The 26,264-nt window shown below is 72.3% G+C and carries 19 protein-coding genes and 1 other RNA gene; 12 read left to right on the top strand and 8 right to left on the bottom strand.

The window, feature by feature from the left end; translation table 11 throughout:
- The first annotated feature begins 14 nt into the window (after positions 1-14).
- From DEJ32_RS12285 to DEJ32_RS12275, 3 genes are read left to right on the top strand one after another with little or no spacing between them, the layout of a single operon-like run.
- A complete protein-coding gene (locus DEJ32_RS12285; RefSeq protein ID WP_110901484.1) occupies positions 15-998 on the top strand; it encodes a transglycosylase SLT domain-containing protein in 984 nt (327 codons plus the stop codon).
- Positions 999-1,010: 12 nt separating this feature from the next.
- A complete protein-coding gene (locus tag DEJ32_RS16535) occupies positions 1,011-1,316 on the top strand; it encodes a hypothetical protein (protein ID WP_181419523.1) in 306 nt (101 codons plus the stop codon).
- A complete protein-coding gene (locus DEJ32_RS12275) occupies positions 1,313-2,092 on the top strand; it encodes an alpha/beta hydrolase (RefSeq protein ID WP_110901483.1) in 780 nt (259 codons plus the stop codon). Before DEJ32_RS16535 ends, DEJ32_RS12275 begins: the two co-directional genes overlap by 4 nt.
- A gap of 30 nt (positions 2,093-2,122) precedes the next feature.
- On the opposite strand, the gene DEJ32_RS12270 is transcribed toward DEJ32_RS12275, so the two are convergent.
- A complete protein-coding gene (locus tag DEJ32_RS12270) occupies positions 2,123-3,988 on the bottom strand; it encodes a hypothetical protein (RefSeq protein ID WP_181420668.1) in 1,866 nt (621 codons plus the stop codon).
- A gap of 186 nt (positions 3,989-4,174) precedes the next feature.
- Here DEJ32_RS12270 and DEJ32_RS12265 point away from each other — a divergent pair, with 186 nt between their 5' ends.
- Positions 4,175-5,917: a hypothetical protein gene (locus DEJ32_RS12265; RefSeq protein ID WP_110825182.1), complete on the top strand. Its 1,743-nt coding sequence runs from the start codon at positions 4,175-4,177 to the stop codon at positions 5,915-5,917.
- Positions 5,914-6,909 (top strand): tetratricopeptide repeat protein, encoded by a 996-nt coding sequence (locus DEJ32_RS12260; RefSeq protein ID WP_110901482.1) that lies wholly within the window; start codon positions 5,914-5,916, stop codon positions 6,907-6,909. The genes DEJ32_RS12265 and DEJ32_RS12260 overlap by 4 nt, the downstream gene beginning before the upstream one ends.
- Positions 6,910-6,995: 86 nt before the next feature.
- Here DEJ32_RS12260 and glgB read toward each other — a convergent pair whose 3' ends face one another.
- From glgB to DEJ32_RS12245, 3 genes are all read right to left on the bottom strand, one after another.
- Entirely contained in the window at positions 6,996-9,497 is a 2,502-nt protein-coding gene (gene glgB, locus DEJ32_RS12255; RefSeq protein ID WP_258367550.1) for a 1,4-alpha-glucan branching protein GlgB, read from the bottom strand.
- Entirely contained in the window at positions 9,494-11,494 is a 2,001-nt protein-coding gene (locus DEJ32_RS12250) for an alpha-1,4-glucan--maltose-1-phosphate maltosyltransferase (protein ID WP_110890922.1), read from the bottom strand. Before DEJ32_RS12250 ends, glgB begins: the two co-directional genes overlap by 4 nt.
- Before the next feature lie 84 nt (positions 11,495-11,578).
- Positions 11,579-13,651, bottom strand: a complete 2,073-nt coding sequence (locus tag DEJ32_RS12245) for a glycogen-debranching protein (RefSeq protein WP_258368401.1) — start codon at positions 13,649-13,651, stop codon at positions 11,579-11,581.
- A gap of 37 nt (positions 13,652-13,688) precedes the next feature.
- Here DEJ32_RS12245 and DEJ32_RS12240 point away from each other — a divergent pair, with 37 nt between their 5' ends.
- The 7 genes from DEJ32_RS12240 (at position 13,689) to DEJ32_RS12210 (ending at position 19,867) form a co-directional block, all read left to right on the top strand.
- Positions 13,689-14,852 (top strand): cysteine desulfurase family protein, encoded by a 1,164-nt coding sequence (locus DEJ32_RS12240; RefSeq protein ID WP_110901481.1) that lies wholly within the window; start codon positions 13,689-13,691, stop codon positions 14,850-14,852.
- Positions 14,853-14,932: 80 nt separating this feature from the next.
- Positions 14,933-16,042: a peptide chain release factor 2 gene (gene prfB, locus DEJ32_RS12235; RefSeq protein WP_110825178.1), complete on the top strand. Its 1,110-nt coding sequence runs from the start codon at positions 14,933-14,935 to the stop codon at positions 16,040-16,042.
- A 76-nt stretch (positions 16,043-16,118) separates the two neighbouring features.
- Positions 16,119-16,874, top strand: a complete 756-nt coding sequence (gene ftsE / locus DEJ32_RS12230; protein ID WP_110825177.1) for a cell division ATP-binding protein FtsE — start codon at positions 16,119-16,121, stop codon at positions 16,872-16,874.
- Positions 16,871-17,785, top strand: coding sequence for a permease-like cell division protein FtsX (gene ftsX / locus DEJ32_RS12225; protein ID WP_110825176.1), 915 nt, complete (start codon positions 16,871-16,873; stop codon positions 17,783-17,785). The genes ftsE and ftsX overlap by 4 nt, the downstream gene beginning before the upstream one ends.
- Positions 17,786-17,906: 121 nt before the next feature.
- Positions 17,907-18,383, top strand: a complete 477-nt coding sequence (gene smpB / locus DEJ32_RS12220) for an SsrA-binding protein SmpB (RefSeq protein WP_110825237.1) — start codon at positions 17,907-17,909, stop codon at positions 18,381-18,383.
- 125 nt (positions 18,384-18,508) lie between these two features.
- Positions 18,509-18,884, top strand: a transfer-messenger RNA (tmRNA) gene (gene ssrA / locus DEJ32_RS12215).
- Positions 18,885-19,081: 197 nt separating this feature from the next.
- A complete protein-coding gene (locus tag DEJ32_RS12210; protein ID WP_146234152.1) occupies positions 19,082-19,867 on the top strand; it encodes a hypothetical protein in 786 nt (261 codons plus the stop codon).
- A gap of 15 nt (positions 19,868-19,882) precedes the next feature.
- Here DEJ32_RS12210 and DEJ32_RS12205 read toward each other — a convergent pair whose 3' ends face one another.
- The 4 genes from DEJ32_RS12205 to DEJ32_RS12190 all read right to left on the bottom strand — a co-directional run bounded on the left by DEJ32_RS12205 (position 19,883) and on the right by DEJ32_RS12190 (position 26,215).
- The gene (locus DEJ32_RS12205; RefSeq protein ID WP_110901479.1) at positions 19,883-21,187 is read right to left on the bottom strand and encodes an LLM class flavin-dependent oxidoreductase; all 1,305 of its coding nucleotides are present in this window, start codon (positions 21,185-21,187) and stop codon (positions 19,883-19,885) included.
- A complete protein-coding gene (locus DEJ32_RS12200; protein ID WP_110901478.1) occupies positions 21,187-22,566 on the bottom strand; it encodes an O-acetylhomoserine aminocarboxypropyltransferase/cysteine synthase family protein in 1,380 nt (459 codons plus the stop codon). Before DEJ32_RS12200 ends, DEJ32_RS12205 begins: the two co-directional genes overlap by 1 nt.
- Positions 22,567-22,705: 139 nt before the next feature.
- Positions 22,706-23,425, bottom strand: coding sequence for a M50 family metallopeptidase (locus DEJ32_RS12195; protein ID WP_110901477.1), 720 nt, complete (start codon positions 23,423-23,425; stop codon positions 22,706-22,708).
- 48 nt (positions 23,426-23,473) lie between these two features.
- On the bottom strand, positions 23,474-26,215 hold the full coding sequence (locus DEJ32_RS12190; protein WP_110901476.1) for a LuxR family transcriptional regulator: 2,742 nt from the start codon (positions 26,213-26,215) through the stop codon (positions 23,474-23,476).
- Between the last annotated feature and the right edge of the window lie 49 nt (positions 26,216-26,264).

Raw genomic sequence — 26,264 nt, 5'->3', positions numbered from 1 at the left:
TCCTGGTCGGACTCATGGGCAGGCACACGGCAGACACTCGATCCGACCGCGCGAACCGCGAACTGCACGATCACGCGATCGTCAGCGAGCGACGAGCGGCGAAGAACCGAACGCGCACGGCGGAGACCTCGGTCGTCCGTCCCACCCCGGCCCAGCAGGAGCAGCCCGTCGCTCCCGTCATCGCGCCGGTGTCCGTCGCAGCGAACCGCGTCTCCGACGCCGAGGCCACGCGGGCCGCAGCTGTCGTGACCGCTCCCGCCGCCCGGATCGTCCGCCGGTCCCGCGCGCGGTCCGTCGCTCCGTCGAAGCCGTCGACCCCGCGGTCCTTCAACGGGTTCGTGCGGCAGCGTTCGGCGATCCCGGCGATGTCGTTCCTCGCCGTGTCGGCCTTCGTCGGTGGATCGCTGTTCAACCCGATGCAGACCGACGCCGCCACGGCCGCGCCCGTGCTCGCCCCGGCTCCGATCTCGACGCCCCAGCAGTTCTCGGCGCACGGCACGTACGGGGACTTCGACGCGGCCCGCGACGGGTTCGACGTCGTCAAGCCCGCGCCCAAGCCGACTCCCACGCCGACTCCGACCGCCACGCCCGCGGGGACCGACAGTGCGTCGAGCGACACCGCGTCGACTGAGGACGACGCCACCGCAGCGCAGCCCGCCGCGAGCACGCCCCTGGCCGCCACCGCAGCGACGCCGGACCCTGGTAGCGCCCAGGCGATCGCGCAGCAGATGGTCGCCGCCCGCGGGTGGGGCAACGACCAGTACAGCTGCCTGGTCTCGCTCTGGAACAAGGAGTCCGGCTGGCGGGTGAACGCCTACAACCCGAGCGGTGCGTACGGCATCCCGCAGTCCCTCCCGGGCAGCAAGATGGCCTCCGCCGGTGCCGACTGGCAGACGAACCCCGCCACGCAGATCACCTGGGGACTCAACTACATCACCGGTGTCTACGGCACGCCCTGCGGCGCCTGGGCGCACAGCGTCTCGTACAACTGGTACTGATCGGCGATCGCGGTGCCGCGGAGCAACCGGCCGCGTCGCCCGCGTGGTCGTGGCCACGATGACGTCCCTGAGGGCGCCGGACTCGAGCGACTGACGGGCGGCTGGCGCCGGACCGAAGTCCGTCGTGGCCGCGAGTGGTCGGTACAACCGATCTCGGCAGCATCGGCGCAGAAGGAGTACCTCTGTCCGGGCTGCGGCCTGACGATCGAACCCGGGACCGCGCACGTCGTCGTGTGGCGTGCGGACGGGGTGCTCGGCGACGCCGCCGACCTCGCTGCGCGCCGTCATTGGCACCACCACTGCTGGAGCATCGCATGACGACCGGACACCCCGAGCGACACGCCCGCGAGCCGGTCGCGCCCGGCGAGGAGATCCGTTCCGGCACCGTGCTGCCTGCTCGGCGGACGGACGTGGAGCTCGTCACCGACGACCACCTGACGCTGGTGGGGGAGTTGGCCGAGCCGCTCGACCGACCGGCACGGGGAACACTCGTCACGTTGCACCCGCTGCCCACCGCGCAGGGCTTCATGGACTCGCACGTCCTGAAGAAGGCCGCGGCCCGGCTCCCCGCGCTGGCCGACCTGGCCGTCCTGCGGTTCAACTTCCGCTCCGTCACCTCACCGCGCGGGACGTCCGAGGGTGTCTTCGGCGACGGGGTGTCCGAGGGCTTCGACCTCCGGGCCGCCGTCGACGAGGTCGTCGCGCGGGGCCTGCCGACGCCGTGGCTCGTCGGGTGGTCCTTCGGGACGGAGGTCATCCTGAAGCACGCCCTCGAGCACGTCGAGGCCGGGAACGTCGCCGGGGTCGTCCTGCTGTCGCCACCGCTGCACCGGACCACGGACGAGGAGCTCGCCCGGTGGTCGGGCGTGGGCGTGCCGGTGGTCGCCCTCGTCCCCGAGCACGACGACTTCCTCGTGCCGGACGATGCGGTCCGCCGGTTCGCCGTCGCACCGGACGTCCGGGTCGTGCCCGTCGCCGGCGCGAAGCACCTGTGGGTGGGGGAGAAGTACGTGCGGGTCGTCCTCGACGCCGTCGCGGACCTCGTCGTGCCGGGCAGCGCTCCGCTGCCCACGCACTGGCCGACGCAGGCCTAGCCCGACCAGCGCCGGCCCCGAACGACCGGGTCAGTGCGCCGCGTTGCCGTCCGTCTCGAGCCGGGCCTGGTCCGCGTCGTCCGCGCCGACCGTGGCGGGACGAGCGGCGCCCTGCTCCTCGATGACGCCTGCCGCGTGCGTGAGCACGCCCCGCAGGTTCTCCAGGTAGCCGGCCACGGCCTCCCGCTCGGTGCGGATGGCGCCGAGACGGTCCTCGGCCTCGGCCAGCAGGAGCGCCGTCCGCTCCTCGGCGTCGGCCACGAGTCGGTGCGCACGTTCCTGAGCGTCGCGGACGAGGTCCGCGGCTCGTTCCCGGGCGTCGGACTCCTGCTGTCGTGCGACGTCGGCGGCCTCCCGCTCGAGGCGGTCGGCGATCTCCCGGGCGGCGGCGGCGCGACGCGTCGCCTCGGCGAGCTGCAGGTTCGCCTCATCGAGGTACTTCTGCGTCTCGGTCACGGTGGCGCGGTGGCGTTCCAGGTACTCCTGCTCGGCGTCGTCCCGTCGAGCGGCCAACTCCGTCTCGAGGGCGGCCCGAGCGTCCTCCCGTTCGCGTTCGACGGTCGCCCGGGCTTCGTCGCGCTCCTGCGCGAGGGCGGCGCGTGCCGTGTCGATCTCCTGTCGCAGGGCGGTCCGCTCGGCGAACAGGGCGTCGAGCTCGGCGCTCCGTCGATCGGCGATCTCGGTGTCGACCTCGGCGTGCTCGCGCTCCCGCCGTGCGGCGAGTTCGTTCTCGTGCTCCCGTGCAGCCCGCTTCGCTGCGGCTTCGGCGGCCTCGCGCTCCCGCTGGATGCGGTCGAGGTGGTCGGCCGTCTCGCGCTCGATTCGTTCCGTGGTCTCCTGGACGCGGCGGGCGTTCTCGGCGGCGGTCTGCTCGGTGTCGACACGGAGCTGCGCGTGCGCGGCCTCGATCTCCTGCTCGAGCGCGGTCCGCGCCCCGGCGAGTTCGCGTTCCCACGTGGCCCGGGCGGCGGCGAGGTCCTCGTCGAGCTGTCGGCGGCGGTCGTCGACCTCGGCTGCGAGTTCAGCGCGGCGGCGGTCGACCTCGGCGGCGAGCTCCGCGCGCGCGCTCTCGACCTCGAGGTCCAGGGCCTGTCGGGCTGCGCCGTGTTCGCGCTCCCAGGCCGTGCGCGCCTCGGTGAGGGTGCGGTCGAGGGCTTCGCGGCGGGTGCTCTCCTCGCGGTCGAGGTCCTCGAGTCGGCGGGTCTGGTCGGCTTCGAAGACGCTGCGACGGTGCTCCGTCTCGCGCTCGAGGTCGGCGGCGGCACGGCGGGCGGCTGCCGACTCCCGCTGCGCGACCTCACGGAGTTCGGCGACCTCGTGCTCGACCTGGGCGCGGAGCGCGTTCGTCTCGCGGATCGCGACCGACCGCACCTCGGCTGCTTCGGTCACGGCGGCCCCGCGGACGGCGGCGGCCTCGTTCCGGGCGTCCTGCACGAGGATCCCGGCTTCGGCACGCGCCCGCTCCACCGTGTCGGCCGATTCGGCCCGGGCGCGGGAGAGCTCGTTCGTCGCCCGGGTCCGCGCGTCCTCGAGCGTGTCGTGCGCCTCGTCGCGTGCTTCGCGCAGGACGCGCTCCGCTTCGGTCCGGCTGGTGGCACGGAGCCGCTGGGCGTCGATGTCGGCCTGGCTGATGAGCCGCGTCGACTGTTCCTCGGCCACGCGGAGCGTCGACTCCAGGCGGGTACCGAGGCCGCTGTACGTCGGCGTGCCGGCCTCGTCCAGTTCGCCCTGCAGGTCGGAGACGCGGGACTGCAGCAGGCGGATCTCCTTCGCCGCCTCGGCCCGGTCGGTGTTCGACTTGATGAGCTCGCGGCGGAGGTCGTTCAGAGCACGGTCGACCTCGTCCTTGCGGTACCCCCGCAGTTCGGTCCCGAACTCTGCCTCGTCGTTCGCCACGCGTCGCTCCCTGCGGTCGTCCCGGACCACCCCGTGCGGTCCGGACCCCGAGTGTAGTGGTGCGTCCAGGTCGGCCCCTGGAGGCGTGGACCAGGCCCGGGGGATGCGCCTCACAGCTGTCCTGGGTACCCTGGACCGTTGTTTCGCGCGCCGTCCACCCCACCCCGGCGCGGAGGGAGAGAGTCCGTGCGGTTCGTCCTGGCGATCGTCAGTTTCGTCATCGGGGTGCTCCTCGTCGGTCTCGGCGTCGGGCAGCGCACGGTGTTCGCGCCCCCGTCCTCGATCGTCGCCGCGACCAGCGGTACGACGTCCGCCCCGGTGACCGTGATCCCGGGGAGCGTGCTCAACGCCAACCCCGGCTACCAGCGCATCAGCGTCTCCGGCACGGGGAAGGTGTTCGCGGCCTACGGCAGGACGTCGGACGTCGACGCCTGGGTCGGCGACGCCGCACACACGACCCTGCGCTACGACGCCGCAGCGGGCAAGCTCACGGCGCGCACCACCGGGACCGCGACGGAGGTGCCGGACCCGCGGGGCAGCGACCTCTGGTACCAGGAGTACGACGACGCCCGGCAGTTCACCGTGCGGCTGCCCGCGGACGTGTCCCTCGTGGTCGCCTCCGACGGGTCGGCGCCGGCCCCGTCGGACGTCTCCGTCACGTGGCCCCGCGACACCGCGACACCGTCCGTCGGTCCGCTCCTGACCGTCGGCGGGTTGTTCGTCCTCGGTGGGGTCGTCCTGCTGGTCTGGGCGTTCCTGCACCAGCGTCGGTCCCGTGGTCCGCGTCGTCGGAGCGGGGGCGGACGACCGCCGCGTGTCCGTGCCTCCCGTCGTGCCGCCGCTGCCGGCGCACAGGTCCCGGCACGGAGCCGACGCGGTCGTCGGTCCTTCGTGGCCGTGCCGGTGCTCGTCGCCGGTGCGCTCGTGCTGAGCGGTTGTTCATCCGAGTACTGGCCCCAGGGCGGCGACGCGGGCGCGACGCCCACACCGACCGCCACGGCGACCGGCGGTGCCGCACCTGCCCCGGCCACGGCCGCCACGAAGCAGCAGATCTCGCGGATCGTCTCCCGCGTCGCCGACGTCGCCGAGCAGGCGGACGCGGACAAGGACGCCGACCTCGCCGGTACCCGGTTCGCCGGACCGGCCCTGGAGCTCCGGAAGGCCAACTACGCGATCCGGGACGCCGATGCAGAGGCGAAGCCGCTGCCGGCGATCGCGGCGGACGACGTCTGCGTGGCGCTCCCGCAGCAGACGGACTCCTGGCCGCGGACGGTCTTCGCAGTCGTCGCCGCGGACTGCTCCGACGAGCAGACCGCCCCGCAGGCGTTGACGCTCGTGCAGCAGGACGCCCGTTCCGACTACAAGGTGGAGTACGCCGTCTCGCTCGAGGCGGATGCGCAGCTGCCCTCGCTGGCCCCCACCGCGATCGGTGCCGCGCAGCTCGCCCCGGACTCGAAGCTCCTCGCGCTCGCTCCGGACGAGGTGGCGGCGGCCTACGCGGACATCCTGTCCAAGGACGCCGAGAGCCCCTCCGCGGACCTGTTCGCGGGTGACGGCGACGACCTCCGCACCCGGATCGGCAAGTCCTACAAGGACGAGAAGGCGAAGTCGCTGGACGACACGGCCGAGATCGCGTTCTCCTCGGAGATCCCGGACGACACCCCGCTGGCACTCGCCACGAACACCGCGGGTGCGCTCGTCTCCGTGGACCTCGACGAGGTCGAGGAGGTCACGCCGACGGCCACCGGGGCGAAGGTCAACACCGAGGGCGCCGTGAAGGCGCTGTCGGGCGTCGACTCGAGCACGAAGGGCGTGCGGGCGACGTACGGCGTCCAGCTGCTCTTCTCCGTGCCCCCGGTGGGCTCGGACGACAAGATAGAACTCCTCGGGTTCACCCAGGGCCTGATCGCAGCTAGTGAGGTGCAATGACCAACGTCCCCCCGACCCCGTCCAGCCTGCGCGGAGCGGTCGACCTCTCGTCCCTCGTCGACCGCGCACAGCGGCCGCAGACCGCCCCCGCGACCACCGGTGCCGGTACGCCCGCGCCGACCGGTGCGGGACAGCCCGACGGCGTCCTGAGCGTCCCGTCGCTGGTCATGGACGTCACGGACCAGAGCTTCCAGGACGTCGTGCAGCTGTCGACGGTCGTCCCGGTCATCGTGGACATCTGGGCCGAGTGGTGCGGGCCGTGCAAGCAGCTCTCCCCGGTGCTCGAACGTCTGACCGAGGAGTACGCCGGCCGTTTCGTGCTCGCCAAGGTCGATGCCGACACGAACCCGCAGCTCGTGCAGGCCTTCCAGGCGCAGTCGATCCCCACGGTGGCCGCGGTCATCGGTGGACGTCCGCTCGGACTGTTCGTCGGTGCACTGCCGGAGGCCGAGGTCCGCGACGTCTTCGAGCAGGTGCTCCAGGCCGCCGAGCAGAACGGCGTCGCGGGCCGCGTGCAGGTCGACGGCGCTGCGGACGTGCCCGAGGGCGCCGAGCAGGGTGAGCCGGAGCCCGAGCCGCTGCCCCCGCACCACCAGGCCGCGTACGACGCGATCGAGCGCTGGGACTACGCCGCCGCGATCGCGGAGTACCGGACCGCGATCCTGCAGGACCCGCACGACCAGATGGCCGTCGCCGGGCTGGCGCAGGTGTCGCTCCTCGACCGGCTGTCCGGACGGACCGCGGACGAGATCCGCGCCGCCGCGGGAGCCGACCAGCGCGACGTCGCCGCACAGCTCGCGGTCGCCGACCTCGACATCAGCGGCGGGCACGTCGAGGACGCCTTCGGACGCCTGCTCGACCTCGTGCCCACCGTTTTCGGCGAGGACCGCGAGGCACTCCGGGTCCGTCTGGTCGAGTACTTCGAGCTCATCGGCTCCGAGGACCCGCGCGTCGTCGCGGCGCGACGCCGGCTCGCCAACGCCCTCTACTGAGCAGCCGCCGCGGAGCGGCCCCACGACGGACGGGAGGCCCGGTACCAGCTGGTACCGGGGCTCCCGTCCGTCGTCGCGTCGGTGCGCTACTCCGCCAGGCGCAGCCAGACCGCGCCGAGCGGCGGCACCACGAGGTTCGCCGAGGCGGGCCGGCCGGCCCACGGGACGTCCTCGGCCTGCACGGCGCCGAGGTTGCCGACACCGGAGCCGCCGTAGGCCGACGCGTCGGTGTTCAGCACCTCGTTCCACGTCCCCGCGGTCGGCAGACCGAAGCGGTGCTCGACGGGGACGCCCGAGAAGTTGACGAACACGGCGATGCGCTCGTCACCGGCCTTGCGGAGGAAACCGAGCGTGGAGTGCGGTGCGTCGCCGCCCTCGAGCCACTCGAAGCCGTCCTGCGTGGCGTCGTGCGTCCAGAACGCCGGGTTCTCCTTGTAGACACGGTTCAGCTCGGCGACCAGGTCCTGGACACCGCGGTGTCCCGGGTCGTCGAGGAGCCACCAGTCGAGACCGTTCGCCTCGCTCCACTCGCTGGGCTGCGCGAACTCCTGTCCCATGAACAGCAGCTGCTTGCCCGGGTGCGCCCACATGAACGCCAGGTAGGCACGGACGTTCGCGAGCTTCTGCCACTCGTCTCCGGGCATCTTGCCGTAGAGCGAGCCCTTGCCGTGCACGACCTCGTCGTGGCTGATCGGCAGCGTGAACTGCTCGCTGAACGCGTAGACGAACGAGAACGTGATCTCGTCGTGGTGGTAGGAGCGGTACGCGGGGTCGCGCTCGACGTACTGGAGCGTGTCGTGCATCCAGCCCATGTTCCACTTCTGGCCGAACCCGAGCCCGCCTGCGCTCGTCGGCTGCGTGACGCCGGGCCACGAGGTCGACTCCTCGGCGATCATCACGATGCCGGGGTAGCGCTTGTACGCGGTGGCGTTCGTCTCCTGCAGGAGTGTGATCGCCTCGAGGTTCTCGCGGCCGCCGTGGATGTTCGGCAGCCACTCGGTGCGGGAGTAGTCGAGGTACAGCATCGAGGCCACGGCGTCGACGCGGAGGCCGTCGATGTGGAACTCCTCCAGCCAGTACAGCGCGTTCGCGACGAGGAAGTTCCGCACCTGCGGCTGCCCGAAGTCGAACACGTAGGTGCCCCAGTCGAGCTGCTCGCCGCGACGGGGGTCCGGGTGCTCGAACAGTGCGTAGCCGTCGAACTTCGCCAGCGCCCACTCGTCCTTCGGGAAGTGCCCGGGGACCCAGTCCATGATGACGCCGATGCCGGCCGAGTGCAGCCGGTCGATGAGGTAGCGGAGGTCGTCGGGGGAGCCGAAGCGCGCGGTCGGCGAGTAGTACCCGGTGACCTGGTAGCCCCACGAGCCGCCGAACGGATGCTCGGCGAGGGGCAGGAACTCCACGTGGGTGAAGCCGGTGTACTGGACGTGCCCGATGAGGTCGTCCGCGACCTCGCGGTAGCTCAGGCCGGGGCGCCACGAGCCGAGGTGCACCTCGTAGATGCTCATCGGCCGGTCGTGGGTCGTCGACGCGGCACGCTCGGCCATCCACCGGTCGTCGCCCTCGGACCAGGTGTGGTGGGCGCTCGTGATGACGGACGCGGTGAGCGGCGGGACCTCGGTGCGGCGGGCGAACGGGTCCGCCCGCTCCACCCAACCGCTGTCGGTGAGGATCTGGAACTTGTACCGCTGGCCCTCGAGGGCGCCGGGCCAGAACAGTTCCCAGACGCCGAGGTCGTTGAGACGGCGCATCGCGGTCGTGCGGCCCTCCCACCCCTCGAAGTCGCCGATCACACGGACGGCGGTGGCGCGGGGCGCCCAGACGGCGAAGGCGACGCCCTCGACGTCGTCGACGGTCTGCACGTGTGCGCCGAGGTGGTGCCAGAGCTGCTCGTCGCGGCCCTCGCCGAACAGGTGCAGGTCGAGCTCGCCGAGCGTCGGGGCGAACCGGTACGCGTCGTCGGTGGTCCAGGTGGCGTCGTCTTCGTAGTCCGCCTCGACGCGGTAGCGGCCGAGCTCGCCGGTGGTGGCACCGGCCCACACGCCCTCGCCCTCGTGTCGGAGCTCGACGTCGTCGCCGTCCGGACGGACGATCCGGACCGCCGTGGCCAGGTGGCGGACGACGCGGACGCTCGTCCCGCCCTCGACCGGGTGCGGGCCGAGGACGTCGTGCGGCTGCGACCAACGGCCTTCGGCGACCTGCTGGCGGATCCACTCGTCGACCGGTGCGGGGACCGGCTCGGTGGCCGTCGCGGACGCCGTCGTGGTCTGCGGCGGGACCTCCGTCCGGGAGGCGGGGGTCGCCTCCGGAGCGACAGGCGCGTCGCTGGTCAGCCCGCCGGCGAGCGTCGCCGACTCCGGGACGTCCCGGGAGGGCGACTCGGGCTGCGCGGCGGGCGCGCCGGGCAGGTCCTCGCCGGGTGCCGAGGTGTTCGGCTCGACGCGCTCGGTCCGGGGCTGCTCCGACCGGCGGGGGAGCGCGGGCGGCGGCGGCGGGACCGGGGGCAGGCCGGGGCCGGTGCCGGGCGTGCCCGCCGCGGGGGCCGACGTGGACGGCTTCTGCTCGGGTGTGGTGTTCGGGTCGGTCATCGGTGCGGTCCTTCCACGACGAGCAGGTGCACGGGCTCCTGGAAGGCATCCAGGCGCACGTAGTTGGCGGAGCCCCAGGTCCAGCGGGCACCGGTGACGACGTCGCGGACGTCGAACAGGGTGCCGGGCTCGAGCCCGAGGGCGGTGAGGTCGAGGTGCACGGTGGTCTCCCGCGAGGAGTGCGGGTCGACGTTCGCCACGACGATGACGGTGTCGTCACGGCCCGATCGGTTGTACTGCCCGGGCAGGTGCTTCGAGTACACGACGATCGCGTCGTCCTCGGCGGAGTGGATCGTGGTGTTCCGGAGCTGGCGGAGCGCGGGGTGCGCCGACCGGAGGCGGTTGAGCATCGTCACGTACGGGGCCAGGCTCGCGCCCTCGGCCTCGGCGAGCGCGAAGTCACGCGGCTTGTACTCGTACTTCTCGTTGTCGATGTTCTCCTCGGAACCCGGCCGGGCGACGTCCTCGAAGAGCTCGTACCCGGAGTACATGCCCCAGGTCGGGGCGCCGGTGGCGGCGAGGGCGGCACGCACCTTGTACCCGGCGCGACCGCCGTACTGCAGGAACTCGGTGAGGATGTCCGGCGTGTTCACGAAGAGGTTCGGGCGCAGGTAGGCGCTCGTCTCGTGGGACAGCTCGTCGAAGTAGGTCTCGATCTCCTCCTTCGTGTTCCGCCACGTGAAGTACGAGTACGACTGCTGGAACCCGGTCTCGGCGAGCGCCCGCATCATCGCCGGGCGGGTGAACGCCTCGGCGAGGAAGACGATGTCGGGGTGCTCGTCGCGGACCTCGCGGATGACCCGCTCCCAGAACCAGAGCGGCTTGGTGTGCGGGTTGTCGACGCGGAAGATCCGGACACCGAACGCGATCCAGTGCCGCAGGACCCGCAGGACCTCGGCGACCAGGCCCTCGGGGTCGGTGTCGAACTGGATGGGGTAGATGTCCTGGTAGCGCTTCGGCGGGTTCTCGGCCGTGGCGATCGACCCGTCGGCGCGGACCGTGAACCACTCCGGGTGCTCGGTGACCCAGGGGTGGTCGGGGGAGCACTGCAGGGCGAAGTCGAGCGCGACCTCCATCCCGGTGTTCTTCGCCGTCTCGACGAAGTCCCGGAAGTCGTCCTCGGTGCCGAGGTCGGGGTGGATGGCGTCGTGGCCGCCCTCGGGGCCACCGATGGCCCAGGGGCTGCCGGGGTCGTCGGGGCCGGCGGTCAGGGTGTTGTTCGGTCCCTTGCGGGCCGTCGTGCCGATCGGGTGGATCGGCGGCAGGTAGACGACGTCGAAGCCCATCCGGGCGACGGCGGGCAGGCGACGTGCCGCGGTGCGGAAGTCACCACTCTTCCACGAGCCGTCCGGGTTGCGCTTGGCGCCCTCGCTGCGGGGGAAGAACTCGTACCAGGCACCGACTCCGGCGCGGGTGCGCTCGACGTCGAGCAGCTGCGTCGCGGAGCGCGTCCGGAGCGAGGTGAGCGGCGACTCGGCGAGCTCGGCGACGACACGGGGGTCGTCCACGGCGGCGAGGCGCTCGGCCGGGTCGAGGTCCTCGTCCTGCAGGCGGGCCGCTGCGCGGGCGGCCGTGGTCGAGTCGGTCTCGGCGGCGAGTCGCTCGAGGAGCGCGGCGCCGTCGAGCAGGGTCGCGTCGGTGTCGACGCCGGCGGCGATCTTCAGCCGTGCGCCGTGCACCCAGCTCGCCCAGTCGTCGGCGTAGGACTCGATGTGCCACTCCCAGACGCCGACGCCCTCGACCTGCACGGTCGCTTCGTACCGGTCGGTCCCGGGTGCGACGAGGGTCAGCGGGACGGTGCGTGTCGCGCCGTCGGGCCGGACGAGGACGAGGTCGGCGCCGATGACACCGTGTCCCTCTCGGAAGACGGTCGCGCCGAACGTGATCACCTCCCCGTCGAAGCCCTTGCCCGGGAAGCCGTTCGGCGTCGTCGGGGCGAGTTCGGTGATCGGGATGCGCCCGATCTTCGGACGCCGGGGTCGGTCTACGGAGGCCACGGAGCAGACGCTACCCGGCCGGGCCGTCCGTGTTCCCCGTTTGGTGTGTCGGGCCCGGCGGACCGGCCGCGGCGCGACGGATCGTCAGACGACCTCGAAGACGTGGATGCCCGGACCGTAGGCCGTGAACACGGTGCCGGCGGGGCGGTGCCGCTCGTGGTCCCGGTGCTTCTCACTCGACCACGCCAGCCGGTACGCGAAGACGTCCTCGCGGGACGGCAGCGTGATGTCGCGGGTGCGGCCGCTGCCGTGCACGACGACGAGGACGCGGTCGTACGGCTCGTGCTCCGGGGTGGACTCGACGAAGTACTGCAGCGCGCGGTGGATCGGCTGGTCCCAGCCCTCGGCGGTCATCGGCAGCCCGTCCGGGCCGTACCAGGTCATCCGGGACGCCGACGGCGTGGTCTGCCCGGGGACGCCGAAGCGTGACGGACGGAGTGCCGGGTGTGCGGCGCGGAGGCGGGTGAGGGCCGCGACCGTCTCGGTCATCGACTCGGCGTCCTCGTCGTCGGACCAGTCCACCGGGGTCAGGTCCTCGGAGACGACGTACGCGTTGTTGTTGCCGTGCTGGGTGCGGCTGCGTTCGTCGCCCGCGGTGATCATCGGGACGCCCGCGGACAGCAGCACGGTCGCCATGAGGTTCCGCATCGACCGACCACGGGCAGCGCGGACGCCGCGGTCCGCCGTCGGGCCCTCGACTCCGTGGTTGAACGAGCGGTTGTCGTTCGAGCCGTCGCGGCCGTCCTCGCCGTTGGCAGCGTTGTGCTTGGCGTCGTACGACACCAGGTCGTGGAGGGTGAACCCGTCGTGGGCGGTGACGAAGTTGACGCCGGAGAGCGGCCCGCGGCTCCCGAACAGGTGCTGCGACCCGGTCAGTGCGCCGGCGAGGCCACCGATCCCGGTGTCGGGTGAGCCGTGCCGGCGTTCGTCGGCGACGTCCCCGAGCCAGAACTTCCGGACGGTGTCCCGGAAGCCGTCGTTCCACTCGAGGGTCCCGGCACCGAACGACCCGGTGCGCCAACCGTCCGGGCCGACGTCCCACGGCTCGGCGATGACGAGGGTGTCCTGCAGGTCCGGGTGGCTGCGGATGCGGTCGAGCAGCGGGTGCTCGGGGTCGAACCGGTGGTCGGCGTCCCGGGCGAGCGCGGCCATCAGGTCGAAGCGGAACCCGTCGACCTGCACCTCGCGCGCCCAGTAGCGCAGGCTGTCGAGGACCAGGTCGGCGGTCGCCTCCACCGAGGTGTCGAGCGTGTTGCCGCAGCCCGTCGTGTCGTAGTAGGTGTCCGTGTCGGACCACCGGTAGCGGTTCGCGCCGTCGATGCCGCGCAGCGACGTGGTCGGGCCGCCGAGGCCCTCCTCCGCCGTGTGGTTGTAGACGACGTCGAGCACGACCTGGATGCCGGCCTCGTGGAGCAGTCGCACCATGCCCTTGAACTCGCGGAGCACCGCGTCCGCACCCGCTGCCCGTGCTGCGGCCGAGGCGTGCCCGGCGTGCGGGGCGAAGAACCCGAGCGTGTTGTAGCCCCATGCGTTCTCGCGCCCGGCCTCGCGGAGCCAGCGTTCCGTGTCGAACGCCTGCACGGGGAGGAGTTCGAGCGTCGTCACGCCGATCCGCTGGAGGTGCGCGATGGTGCTCTCGTGCGCGACGCCCGCGTACGTGCCGCGGAGGTCCTCCGGCACGACGGGGTTCGCCGCGGTCAGGGTGCGGACGTTCGCCTCGTAGACGACCACGCGGTCGCGGGGCACCTCGGGCTTGCCGACACCGCCCCAGTCGAACGCACCGTCCACGACGACGCTCGTCCACCGGGGGCGGCCGTCCGTGTCGGCGCCGTCGACCGGGTCGTGCCCGGTGGGGACGATGCCCCGCGCGTACGGGTCGAGGAGCGGCAGCGCCGGGTCGAACCCGTGCCGCGGCCCCGTCGGCCCGTCGACGAGGAGGTGGTACGCGTCACCCGCTCGGACGCCGGGGGTGACCGCGGTCCACAGGTCGGAGTCGCCCTGCCGGGTGAGGTCGAAGCGTCCGCGGCCGTCGACGACCACCGCCGCGGCCGTCGCCGTCGCCGACCGGAGCGCGAAGCGCGGGTCGCCGTCGTCGAGCCGGAAGCCCGGGATGGTGTCGATCGCCGTCTGGTACACGACCCCAGGGTACGAGGACACCCGGGTATCCTGAAAACGCTCCAGAAAGGGGTACCCCGTGCCCGTCTACCTCGACCACGCCGCCACGACGCCGATCCTGCCCGAGGCGCTCGCCGCGTTCACCGATGCGTTGCGCACCGTGGGGAACCCGTCGTCCATCCACAGCGCCGGCCAGCACGCCCGCATGCTGCTCGAGGACGGACGAGCGCGGGTCGCCGCGTCGCTCGGCGCCGACCCGGTGGAGGTCGTCTTCACCTCCGGCGGCACCGAGAGCATCAACCTCGCCGTGAAGGGCCTGTTCTGGGCGCGCCAGCGGGACCGACGGCGACCCCGCATCGTGGTCCCGGCCGGCGAGCACCACGCCACGGTGGACACCGTCGACTGGCTGGAGCGCCACGAGGGCGCCGTCGTCGACGTCGTCCCGCTGGACGCGCAGGGTCGGGTCGACCTGGCCGCACTGGAGGCCCGACTCGCCGCCGCGGACGACGTCGCCCTGGTGACGTTCCTGTGGGCGAACAACGAGGTCGGCACCATCCAGCCGGTCGAGCGCATCGTCGCGCTCGCGCACGACGCCGGCGTGCCGGTGCACAGCGACGCGGTCGCCGCCTACGGCCAGGTCCCGGTGGACTTCGCCGCGTCCGGGCTCGACGCGCTGAGCGTGTCGGCCCACAAGATCGGCGGACCGGTCGGCGTCGGGGCCCTCGTGCTCGGGCGTCGCGCCGTCGTCGAGCCGCTCATCCACGGCGGGGGCCAGCAGCGGCAGGTGCGGAGCGGGACCCAGGACGCGCCGGCGGCCGCCGCCTTCGGGGTGGCCGCCGCCTCGCCGCACGCCGACGTCCGGCACCTCCGTGACCGGATCGTCGCCGGGGTCCGCCGCGCGGTCCCCACCGCGGTGCTCATGGGGGACCCGGACGACCGGCTCCCGGGCAACGCGCACTTCACCTTCCCCGGCTGCGAGGGGGACTCCCTGCTCTTCCTGCTCGACGCCGCCGGCGTGGCCGTCTCCACCGGGTCCGCGTGTCAGGCCGGGGTCCCGGAGGCCTCGCACGTGCTGCTCGCGATGGGGCTCAGCGAGGACGACGCGCGCGGTGCGCTCCGCATCACGCTCGGACACACCTCGACGGACGACGACGTCGACGCGTTCCTGGCGGCGCTGCCCGCAGCGGTGGCGCGCGCGGGTGCCGCCGGCATGGCGTCCCGGGAACCGTCGCTCGGACGCTGACCGGCCACCCGGTTCCGCGGGCGACGGGACGGGGCCGGCCCGGTCCTCCCGGCCGGGAAGCGCCGGTAGGATCGGGGACCATGGTCGAACTGGACATCGCCGAACAGGTCAACGCCCTCCGCGTGACCTTCGGGAACATCCGCTCGGTGGTCGATGTGGACCGCCTCGAGCGTGAGATCGCGGAGCTCAGCGAGCAGGCCGGCGCGCCCGACCTGTGGGAGGACACCGACCACGCGCAGCAGGTGACGAGCGCGCTCGCGCACCGGCAGGCCGAGCTGAAGAAGCTCACGGCCACCGAGCAGCGCCTCGACGACCTCGAGGTCCTGGTCGAGATGGCGAACGAGGCGGAGGACCAGGAGTCCGCCGACGAGGCGCTCGCCGAACTCGCCGCGATCACCAAGACCATGGGCGAGCTCGAGGTGCAGACCCTCCTGGACGGCGAGTACGACGACCGTCCCGCCGTCATCACGATCCGTGCCGGCGCCGGCGGTGTCGACGCCGCGGACTTCGCCGAGATGCTCATGCGCATGTACCTGCGGTACGCCGAGCAGCACGACCAGAAGGTCACCGTGATGGACACCTCCTACGCGGAGGAAGCGGGCATCAAGTCCGCCACGTTCGAGGTCGACGGTCCGCACGCGTTCGGCACGCTGTCGGTCGAGGCCGGCACGCACCGCCTCGTCCGGATGTCGCCGTTCGGTGCCGCCGGCAAGCGCCAGACGTCCTTCGCCGCGGTGGAGGTCATCCCGCTCATGCCGGAGACCGCGGTCATCGACATCCCGGAGAACGACATCCGCGTCGACGTGTTCCGGTCCTCCGGCCCCGGCGGGCAGTCCGTCAACACGACCGACTCGGCCGTGCGCCTGACCCACATCCCGACCGGCACCGTCGTCTCGATGCAGAACGAGAAGTCGCAGATCCAGAACCGTGCCGCCGCCATGCGCGTGCTGCAGTCGCGCCTCCTGCTCCTGAAGAAGGAAGAGGAGAACGCGAAGAAGAAGGAACTCGCGGGCACGATCACGGCCAGCTGGGGCGACCAGATCCGCAACTACGTGCTGGCCCCGTACCAGATGGTCAAGGACCTGCGCACCGACTACGAGGTCAACAACCCCTCGGCGGTGTTCGACGGCGACCTCGACGGCTTCATCAACGCCGGGATCCGCTGGCGCAAGCGCCCGGACGAGGACTGACCTGCACGAGTCCACGGGGTCGTGAGCCGCGCGCCTGGAGCAGGATCACCGGATCGCGACCTACCCTGATCCGGTCATGATCAAATTCGACCAGGTCACCAAGGTGTACTCGGGCAACCCGAGTCCCGCTCTCGACAACGTCACCCTCGAGATCCTCAAGGGTGAGTTCGTCTTCCTCGTCGGTGCGTCCGGCTCCGGGAAGTCGAGCTTCCTCCGGCTCGTCCTCAAGGAGGAGAAGCCCTCCCGCGGGCAGATCCACGTCCTCGGACAGCGTCTCGGCGCGCTCTCGTCCCGCAAGGTCCCGTACTTCCGCCGCAACCTCGGCGTGGTGTTCCAGGACTTCCGGCTGCTCCCGAACAAGAACGTGTTCGACAACGTCGCGTTCTCGCTGCAGGTGATCGGCAAGAGCAAGGGCTTCATCAGCGAGTCCGTCACGGACGTGCTCAAGCTCGTCGGGCTCTCCGGCAAGGCGACCCGGATGCCGCACGAGCTCTCCGGCGGTGAGCAGCAGCGCGTCGCGATCGCCCGTGCCGTCGTCAACAAGCCCGCGGTCCTGCTGGCCGACGAACCGACCGGCAACCTCGACCCGACGACCTCGGCGGGCATCATGGCGCTCCTCGAACGCATCAACCAGGGAGGCACGACGATCCTGATGGCGACGCACGACGCGAGCATCGTGAACCAGATGCAGCGGCGGGTCATCGAGCTCTCCGGCGGCACGGTCCTCCGTGACGAGCAGGCCGGCGGGTACCAGACCCAGGCCCTGCCGATCCAGCGCGGCGGCGTCTCGAACACGACCGGCATCCAGACGATCCCGGGGCTCATCCGATGAGGCTCGGACTCGTCATGGCCGAGGTCGGTTCCGGTCTCCGACGGAACGCCTCGATGGTGGTGTCGGTCGTCCTCGTGACCTTCATCTCGCTGACCTTCGTCGGCACCGCGATCCTGCTCCAGATGCAGATCAACCAGATGAAGGGCTACTGGTACGACCGGGCCCAGGTGGCGGTGTACCTGTGCACCGACACCGACACGACCGGCAATTGCACCGGCGCGAAGGCGACCGCCGACCAGCGGGACCAGATCAAGCAGCAGCTCGACTCGTCCACGCTCCAGCCGTACATCGAGAAGTCCTACTTCGAGGACCAGCAGGACGCGTACACGCGGTTCAAGCAGCAGTTCAAGGACTCCCCGGCCACGGAGTTCGTCAAGCCCGAGTACCTCAACGAGACCTTCTGGGTGAACCTGAAGAACCCGTCGCAGGCGGACGTGCTCGTGGAGAGCCTGTCGAAGGTCGCGGGCGTGCAGAGTGTCGTCGACCAACGCGGGTACCTGCAGCCGATCTTCAACCTGCTCAACGCCTCGTCCTACACGGCCATCGGCATCGCGTCCCTGATGCTCGTCGCCGCGGTGCTGCTCATCGCGACGACGATCCGCTTGTCCGCGTTCTCGAGACGCCGGGAGCTCGGGATCATGCGGTTGGTGGGGGCGTCGAACCGGTTCATCCAGACACCGTTCGTGCTCGAGGGCGTGATCGCCGCTGCGGTGGGAGCGGTCCTGGCCGGCGGCGCGATCCTGGCGGTGGTCTGGTTCTTCGTCCGGAACTACCTGACGAAACGCTTCTCGGGCACCGCGTTCATCGGCATGGACGACGCGGCGGTCGTGGTCCCGGCGGTGATCGTCATCGGGGTCGTCCTGGCGGCGCTGTCGGCGTCGATCGCGATCCGCCGCTACCTCAAGGTCTGACCGGGCGACGCCCGCGGACCCCGGACGGGCCCGCGCACCGGGAAGGTGCGCGGGCCCGTCCGTGTTCGATATGCTGGGCGGCTCGCACGGGCGAGTGCACACCATCGAGAAGGAGCCGGGCATGGCGAAGGAACGCGGGGAGAAGGTCGTCGCGACGAACCGTCGTGCGCGCCACGACTACCTCATCGAGGACACGTACGAGGCCGGCATGGTGCTCAGCGGGACCGAGGTGAAGTCGCTGCGGGAAGGCCGAGCGTCGCTCGTGGACGGGTACGCGTTCGTCGACGCGGGGGAGGCGTGGCTCGACGCCGTGCACATCCCCGAGTACACCGAGGGCACGTGGAACAACCACGCACCGCGGCGGAAGCGCAAGCTGCTCCTGCACAAGCAGGAGATCGTGAAGATCTCGCACAAGACCGCGCAGGGCGGGTACACACTCGTGCCGATGAAGATCTACTTCTCGGACGGCCGGGCCAAGGTCGAGATCGCGGTCGCGAAGGGCAAGCGCGAGTTCGACAAGCGCCAGGCGCTGCGCGAGAAGACCGACAAGCGCGAGGCCGAACGGGCCATGCGGTCGCGCAACCGACTCGGCGAGTGACCAGGCGGGCCGACTAGCGTTGATGCTGTCCGGTCGGTAGACTGAACAGCTGCCTGACCCGGAGGTCTCCGGGGACGGGCTTGGCAACTCAACAGCGTGACAGTGGTCCGCACGACGGCCTGCATGGGGATGATCGGTTTCGACATCGCCTGTGTGCCGACGGGAAGCGGGCCGAGGACCCACGGTCATCTCGTCAACGATCCGTGGAAAACAACAAGTGCCAATTCCAAGCGCACTGACTTCGCTCTCGCTGCGTAAGCAGCCCAGCACATGAAGTCCGTCGGCCAGGTGATCGTTCCCTAACCTGAGTCCGGCGTCATCAAGGGGACTTGCTGCGCGGTTGTGCCTCAGGGCCGTGCGGGACGTGCACTGAGACTGGGCCTGTCGTCCGAGAAGCCGGTAGCAACGGACGGGGCCGAGCAGAACGAACATCCGGATACGCCCGTAGAAGACGTCGAATTGCAGCGATGGACGGGGGTTCGATTCCCCCCATCTCCACCACCTGCCGATCGTCGGACCACTGTCACGTGAGTCGCCACAGAACGCCCCGCACCGTCCTCGGACGGTGCGGGGCGTTCTGCGTGTCCGGGCCCGTTGCGCAGGCGCGGGTGCGCGTCGCCGGAGCGGCCGGGTGTGAGGACTACGTTCGAGGGCACGGTTCCGCGTCCGCGGTGCCGTACCCGAGCGAGAGGTACCCCGTGCAGGAGATCGCGATCCGAGTCCGTCTGCGACAGCAGGACCGTCTGGGCCTGGCCGAGTACGAGCGCATCGTGGGGTCCGTCGCCTCGGTCGCGGCCGTGGTCGCGTGGCTGCCGACGCCGGAGGCCCGTCTGGTGTTACGCGGGCGCGGCGCGGAGCCGGTGCGGCTCGAGACGATGTCCTACGGCGCGGTCTTCGAGATGCTCGTCGTGATGGACCAGCGGAGCCCCGCGGTCGAGCAGGCGGCGGCAGCGGTCGCGGCGCTCGTCGAGACCGTGCGGCACGAGCACGTCGAGGACGACATGGCGGGGACGGCCGGCGCGCTCGACCGTCTCGACCGCGCGGCGCCGCGTGGCCGGAGCCAGCCGGAGCGTGCGCTGCGGACTTTCCTCGAAGGGGCACGTGCGGACGCCCTGGCCCGCCGGTCGACGACGCGGCTCCGTGCCGCCCAGGCCCTGGTGCGTCTCGCCGGGTCGGGCGCCGAGATCGTCGTCGAGCGGATCGAGGACGCGCTCGCGACCGAGGTCGAAGGGCAGGCCGTCGGGACCATCACGGACACCGGTGCCTCGGTCGTGGTCGAACCGGTCGACGGTGTCGACGGTCCCGGTGTCGACGGTTCCGGTGCCGACGCTCCCGATGCCGACGCGCAGAAGCCCGGTGGGAAGAAGAAGTCAGGCGGGAAGAAGTCGGACAAGAAGGTGAGCGGGAAGAAGAAGTCGGGCAAGAAGGACAGCGGGAAGAAGAAGTCGGACGGGAAGAAGAAGTCCGACAAGAAGGACAAGTAGCCCGTCCCCCGGGGGTCAGAAGTCGAACAGGTTCGACCGGAGCCCACCGTCGCCGTACTCCCGGCGTAGCAGCCCGCGCTGCCGGAGCACCGGCACCAGGTCCCCGAGCATGCGGTACACCTGCGCCGGGTGCAGGTCGCCCGACAGGATCACGCCGTCGTTGTCCGCGTCCGACCCGAGTTCCTCGATGAAGTCCGCGAACTCCTCCGCCGTCCCGACGAACCCGGACCGGTCGGCGACGCGGCCGAGCCGGGCCTTCCGGGTGAGCAGTTCCCGGAGCGGTGCGTCCGGGGTGTCCCCGACGAGTCCGCGGACCGTGCCGGCGGACACGTGGTCGGCGAACGTGCCCTCCGGGATCGGCGCGTCGAGGTCGAGCGCGAGCAGGTCGGTCTCCGCGTCGCTCGACCAGGCCAGGGCGGCGGCGCGGAGGTCGTCGTCCGAGGGGTGCCGCGAGGCCTCGACGACACGGTCGGCCTCGGCCGCCGAGGACACCACGACGGGCTTCAGGACGAAGAGGACCCGCACGTCGTCCGGGCCGCGACCGGCGCGGACGGCCGCGTCGTGCACCGTCCGCCGGTACGCCGACACCGCCGCCGCGGAGAGCGGGGCGAGGGCGAGCTGCACGTCGGAGTGCGTCCCCGCGAAGCCGAGCCCGCGTCCGGACCCGCCGGGGGAGACCACGACGGGGTCCGTGGCGAGCGGGAGGGCGTTCAACGGCCCGGCGGTGCGGAAGTGCTCGCCCGCGTGGCTGAACGCGTCGAGGCGGTCGCCGTCCGCGAAGTGCCAGTCGGCCTCGGACCCGACGTACCCGTCGCCCCACGAGTGCCAGAGGCGGCGGAGCAGACCGGTCCACTCCTCGGCGCGGTCGTAGGCGACGTCGTGCGGCACCGGGTCGAGGCCGGCGTGCCGGGCGCTGCCGACGTCGGTGACCACGTTGACCCCGAGCCGGTCGGAGGACAGGTGCGCGAGGGTCGCGAGCTGCCGGGCGGCCAGGTACGGCGGCGTCACCCCGGCGTTCACGGTCGGGGCCATGCCGATGTGCCGGGTCGCCGCGAACAGCCACGGCGCGAGGAGGAGCGGGTCGTGCTTTGGGCCGCCGTACGCCTGGCGGATCCGGAGGTCGAGCGTCGCGGGGTTCCCGAGCGAGATCGCGTCCTCCGCGATGACGAGGTCGAACCCGGCGTCCTCGAGCGCCCGGACGGACTGCTGGTACAGGTCCGGCTTCGTCCAGTCGTGCCCCCAGTGCCAGTCCGGCCGACCCCACGCCTGCGGACCGAAGCCGCGCGAGAAGAAGTAGCCGATGTGCTGCATCCGGGCCATCAGCGCACGCCTGCCGGGGCCGGGACGCCGACCGTCGCGCCGTCCGTCGCGGGGTCGGGGCGAGCCTCCCGGCCGGGTTCGGCGAGCGCACGGACGGCCGCGAACCCGCGCTCCAGGTCGCGGATGAGGTCCGCGACGTCCTCGATCCCCACCGACAGGCGGACGAGCCCGTCGTGGATGCCCTGCGCCGCGCGCTCCTCCGGGGTCCGTCCGGCGTGCGTCGTCGACGCGGGGTGCAGCACGAGCGACCGGACGTCGCCGAGGTGGGTCATCCGGCTGAAGAGCCGGACCGCGTCGATGAGGGCGTGCGCGGCGACCTCGCCGCCGGCGAGCGTGAAGGCGAACACCGACCCGGCACCGCGCGGCAGGTAGCGACGGGCGAGGTCGTGGTACGGACTGGAGGCGAGCCCCGCGTGGTCCACGCTCGTCACCTCCGGCTGCGCCTCGAGCCAGGTCGCCACGGCGAGCGCGTTCGCGACGTGGCGTTCGACGCGCAGCGACAGGGTCTCGATGCCCTGGCGGAGGAGGAACGCGTTGAACGGCGACGGTGTGGGGCCGATGCGGGCGGCGACGACGTGCCGGGCGTAGGCGATGAACGCGCCGCGTCCGTACCGGTCGGTGTGGCTCGCACCGCCGAGGGCACGGTCCGACCGGGTCAGGTGCGGCCAGCGCTCGGGGGTCACCGTCCAGTCGAAACGGCCGCCGTCCACGACGACACCGCCGAGCCCGGCGCCGTGGCCGGAGAGGAACTTCGACGCGGAGTGGATCACGACGTCGGCGCCGTGGTCGACCGGCTGCACGAGGTACGGGGTCGCGAGGGTGTTGTCGACGACGAGCGGGACGCCGGCTCGGTGCGCGACCTCCGCGACGCCGGCGATGTCGAGGACGTCGTTCTTCGGGTTCGGGATGGTCTCCGCGAAGAAGAGCTTCGTCTCCGGGCGGACCGCGGCGGCCCACGCGTCGAGGTCACGCGCGTCGGTGACGAAGTCGACCTCGATCCCGAGTCGTCCGAGGTTCTGCAGCAGCAGTCCGCGGGTGCCCTCGTAGATGCTCGACGCGCTGACCACGTGGTCCCCGGCGGCGAGCAGCCCGAGGAACGCGACCGTCGCCGCCGCCTGTCCGCTGCCGACGAGGACGGCCTCGGTGCCGTGTTCGAGGAGGGCGATGCGCCGCTCGACGTCCCCGTTCGTCGGGTTGCCGAGCCGCGTGTACGCGTAGCCGTCGTCGGTGCCGGCGAAGCGGTCGCGAGCCTGCGCGGCGTCGTCGAACAGGAAGCCCGAGGACATGTGGATCGCGGGGACGCGCGCGCCGTGTCCGGTGTCCGGGAGGAACCCGCCGTGCACCTGCTCCGTCGCGAACCCGGGTCGCTCGTCCGTCATCCGTCCACCTCCGTGCTGCCGCCCCGCGCTCTCGGGTCTGCTGTGGGCGGTACTCTCGCAGGCCCCGGCGCCGGGGGGAGCGAACACGACGTCGCGTTACGGCATCCCGGGTGCGGCGTCCGTCGGTCCGGGTGTCCGGCTACGCCCCGACGACCGCCCGGACGCCCACCACGACGGTGTCCCACACGGCGAGCAGCGGTCCGCGGGCGGCCCACACCGCGACGCCGTTGACGCCGAGGAACAGCACGAACCAGACGACGGCGGGCAGGCGCATCTCGGCGGCGGCGATGTGGAAGTCGGTCTGGACGCGGGCCCCGGTCAGCAGCCAGCGGAGCACCTGGAGCAGCGAGCGGAGTCCGTCGACGAGGAACGCGGCGCCGAGGGCCGCGACGACGAGCAGGGTGAGGTCGGAGGGGCGGAGCGCCACCCAGAGGGCGAGGGCGTCGAACCCGACGACGACGAGCAGGCCGAACCAGTTCCGGACGAACGCCAGGGCGACGAGACCGACGACGCCGAGCACGACGACCGGGAGCCAGGGCGTGCCCACCACCGCGCCGGTGACGAGCAGTGCCCCCGCCCAGAGCGGTGCGCTGTACCCGGCGAAGAGGTTGAGCACCCGGACGAGCCACCGCACGGCCCCCGGGACCCGGCCCAGCGACACCCACGCCTCACCCGAGCCGTCCGCGTGCAGGTCGATGCGCCGGATGCGACCGCCGAACGGCACGACGACGACGCAGTGGCCCACCTCGTGGGCGATCGTCGCGGCGAGGCGCGCGATCCGGCCGAGGAACGGCAGGAGGGGGAGCACGGCGCCGATGAGCAGGGCGCCGGACACGGCGGAGGCGGGCAGGGCGGTCAAGGCGCCATCGTCCCAGACCGCCCGCTGGTGTTCACTGGGAGTCCGGCGTCACCCCAGCAGTGCCACCAGGTGCGAGCGTGACCGGGCGCCCACCTTCCGGTAGATCTGCGTGAGGCGCAGTTCGACCGTTCGCTGCGACATGTACAGCGACGAGGCGATCTCGCGGTTGCGGTACCCCTCGGTCACCTTCTGCACGACGGCACGCTCCTCCGCGGTGAGCAGGGGGAGGACCGGGACGGCGTCCGGGGCGCTCCGGGGCGTGGTCGGCGACGGAGCGGTGCGGAACCGGGTCGCACTCACCGGCGCCGTACCGCTCGCCTCCGCGTGCACCCCGACGCCGTCCACGACGACGGCGTGGACCGGGGGCATCGCGACGTCGCCCTGCGGTGCGACGAGCGGACGCCGCAGCCCCGCGGCCTCGAAGGCAGCCGCAGCGGTCGTACCGAGTCGGGCGCGGTCCGGGCCGGTGCTCGTCGCAGCGAGCGCGGCCAGCGTGCGGCCACGCTCGTACTGCGGGTCCGTCGGCTCGAACAGCTCGAGCGCCCGGTACCGTGCGGCGTCACGCGTGTCCTCGTCGGCGACGAGCGCGAGGCTCCTCGCCAGCACGAGCGCGCCCCAGCGCGACGGGTGCGCACGGTGATCGGCCGCGAGCCGAGCGGTCGTCGACCGCGCGTCCTCGGTCCGGCCGAGCCGGACGTACGTCTCGACGAGGTCGCCGAGGTGACGGAGGACCGTCGGGTTCCGCAGCGTCCGACCGATCGCGTCCGCGGTCTCGAGCGCGGTGACCGCCTCGTCCAACCGGTCCTCGGACAGCAGGACCCGCCCGCGGAACGCGTGCAGCTTCGCCGTCGCACCCCAGAGCCCGCTCGTGGACCGGTCCGCGAGGCACCGGTCGAGGACGTCGAGGGCCGCGAAGGGATGTCCTTCGAGGAAGTGCCGCCACGCGATCGCGATCGCCCGCGACGGCTCCCGGAGGCGCTCGACCACGCTCGACCCGGACTCCCAGGCGTCGATGGCCCGGTGCGCGAGGCGGAAGTCGCCGGACCGCACCTCGTTCTCCGCGGAGAGGTACCGCGCGGCCTCGAGCCACACCGGCGCGGTGTGCGTGGACCGGGTGAGGACCAGGGCGAACACACGGCGGGCGCTCCGGTGCCGATCGGACAGGCTCAGCGCGTGCGCGAGCATGAGCAGCGCCGGGTCGGACAGCGCGAGCAGGCTCGGCGTCGCGAGTCCGTCGTGCAGGTCCCGGTCGGCCGGCAGGTGACCGGCGATCGCGGCCACCATGGTGCGGGCGGCCTGGAGGACCTGTGCGGTCGGTGTGGGGAGGTCGTGCTCGTACGGTTCGGCGCGCTCCAGGAGTTCACGGGCCTGGTCGAGCTCCCACGCCTCGGCCCGGAAGCTCGCGACCATGGCCACGAGGCCCGTCACGGCCAGGGCCTCGTCGTGGTCGCCGGCGTCGGCCGGGACGATGAGCTCGTCGGCCACCACCGCTTCGCCGCTGAGGTACTGCACCGAGTAGTGCAGGCGGAGGCGGCGGACGTCGTCGAGGCGGGAGGCGAACGGCTCGATCGCCGCGAGGTACCGCGCCGCGTAGCCGAGGAGACGGCGCGTGAGCAGCACCTCCGCGACGGCCAGGAGCGCCAGGTGTTCCGGCTCCGAGCGCGTCCCGACGTGCAGGGCCCGTTCGGTGAGCGTGACCGCGGCGCCGGGTTCACCGTCGGCCGCGTACTCGCGCGCCGCGTGCAGGAGCGCCACGGCGTCGGGCTCGTCCGCGGTGAAGCTCCGGTGCCAGGCAGCGGCACGCGGGTCCGAGGTGTCGGCGGACGCGGCCAGCCCGGCGTGGGCAGCACGACGGTCACGGGCGGGCATCTGCCAGTGCAGCCAGGACCGCACGAGCGGCGAACGGACGGCGATCGACTGCCCGCGGACCGTGACGAGACCGAGTGCGGCGAGGTCCTCCACGACGTCCCGGTCCCACTCCGGCCCGACCGCGCGGGTGACGGGCACCAGGGCCAGGCGGGCCAGGACCTCGAGGTCGCGGGTGCCGGTCCCGGCGACGGCCGCGGCGGCGATCCGGCCGGTGGTCTCGGTGGGTCGCAACGGCAGCACGAGCGGCTCGGAGCCGAGCAGCTGGTCCCGACTGAGCACGTCGAGCTGTTCGCGGAGCACGCCGGGGTTGCCGGCGGTCTGCTCGGCGACGACCGCCAGCACACCGTCGTTCGCGTCCTCGGCGACCATGCTGCGGGCGAGCAGCAGCGTCTCGTCCGCGGGCAGGGCCTCCAGGCGCATCGACGGCAGTGCCGTCAGCGGCCCGTCGGACGGGAGGCTCGCCACCGTCGCCACGATCCGCAGCGACGTGCCGACCAGCCGACCGGCGAGGAACGCGATGAGCGTCTGGCTCGCCGCGTCCATCCGGTCGAGGTCGTCGATGAGGACGAGCGTCGGCGGGAGCTGCAGCACACGCAGCGTCGCGAGGAGCTCGTGCGCCACGACGATCGCCCGGGACGGGTCCGCGTCGCGGACCGACGCGAGGATCCGTGTCACGTGCGCGGCGGCCCGGGGGTCGTCGAGTGCGCCGAAGAGGGTCGTCACGCCGCTGAGCGGCCAACGGGACTCGGTCCCGTTGACGCCGATGCGGACGACGGGGACGGGGACGCGGCCACTGGCCGCGTCGAGGACGCTCGTGCGTCCGGAGCCGGGGTCGCCGACGACGACCAGCGCGGACTCCCGGGGGAGTACGGCGAGGGTCGTGATCCGGTCGACCTCAGTGCGTCGGCCGGTGAGTTCCATGCGGACTCACCTGTCTCTTATACACATCTCCGAGCCCACGAGACATCTC

The organism is Curtobacterium sp. MCPF17_046 (genome assembly GCF_003224295.1).
GTDB lineage: Bacteria > Actinomycetota > Actinomycetes > Actinomycetales > Microbacteriaceae > Curtobacterium.
Note: the sequence above shows the minus strand (reverse complement) of the source record. Positions and strands in the feature narration are given on the sequence as shown.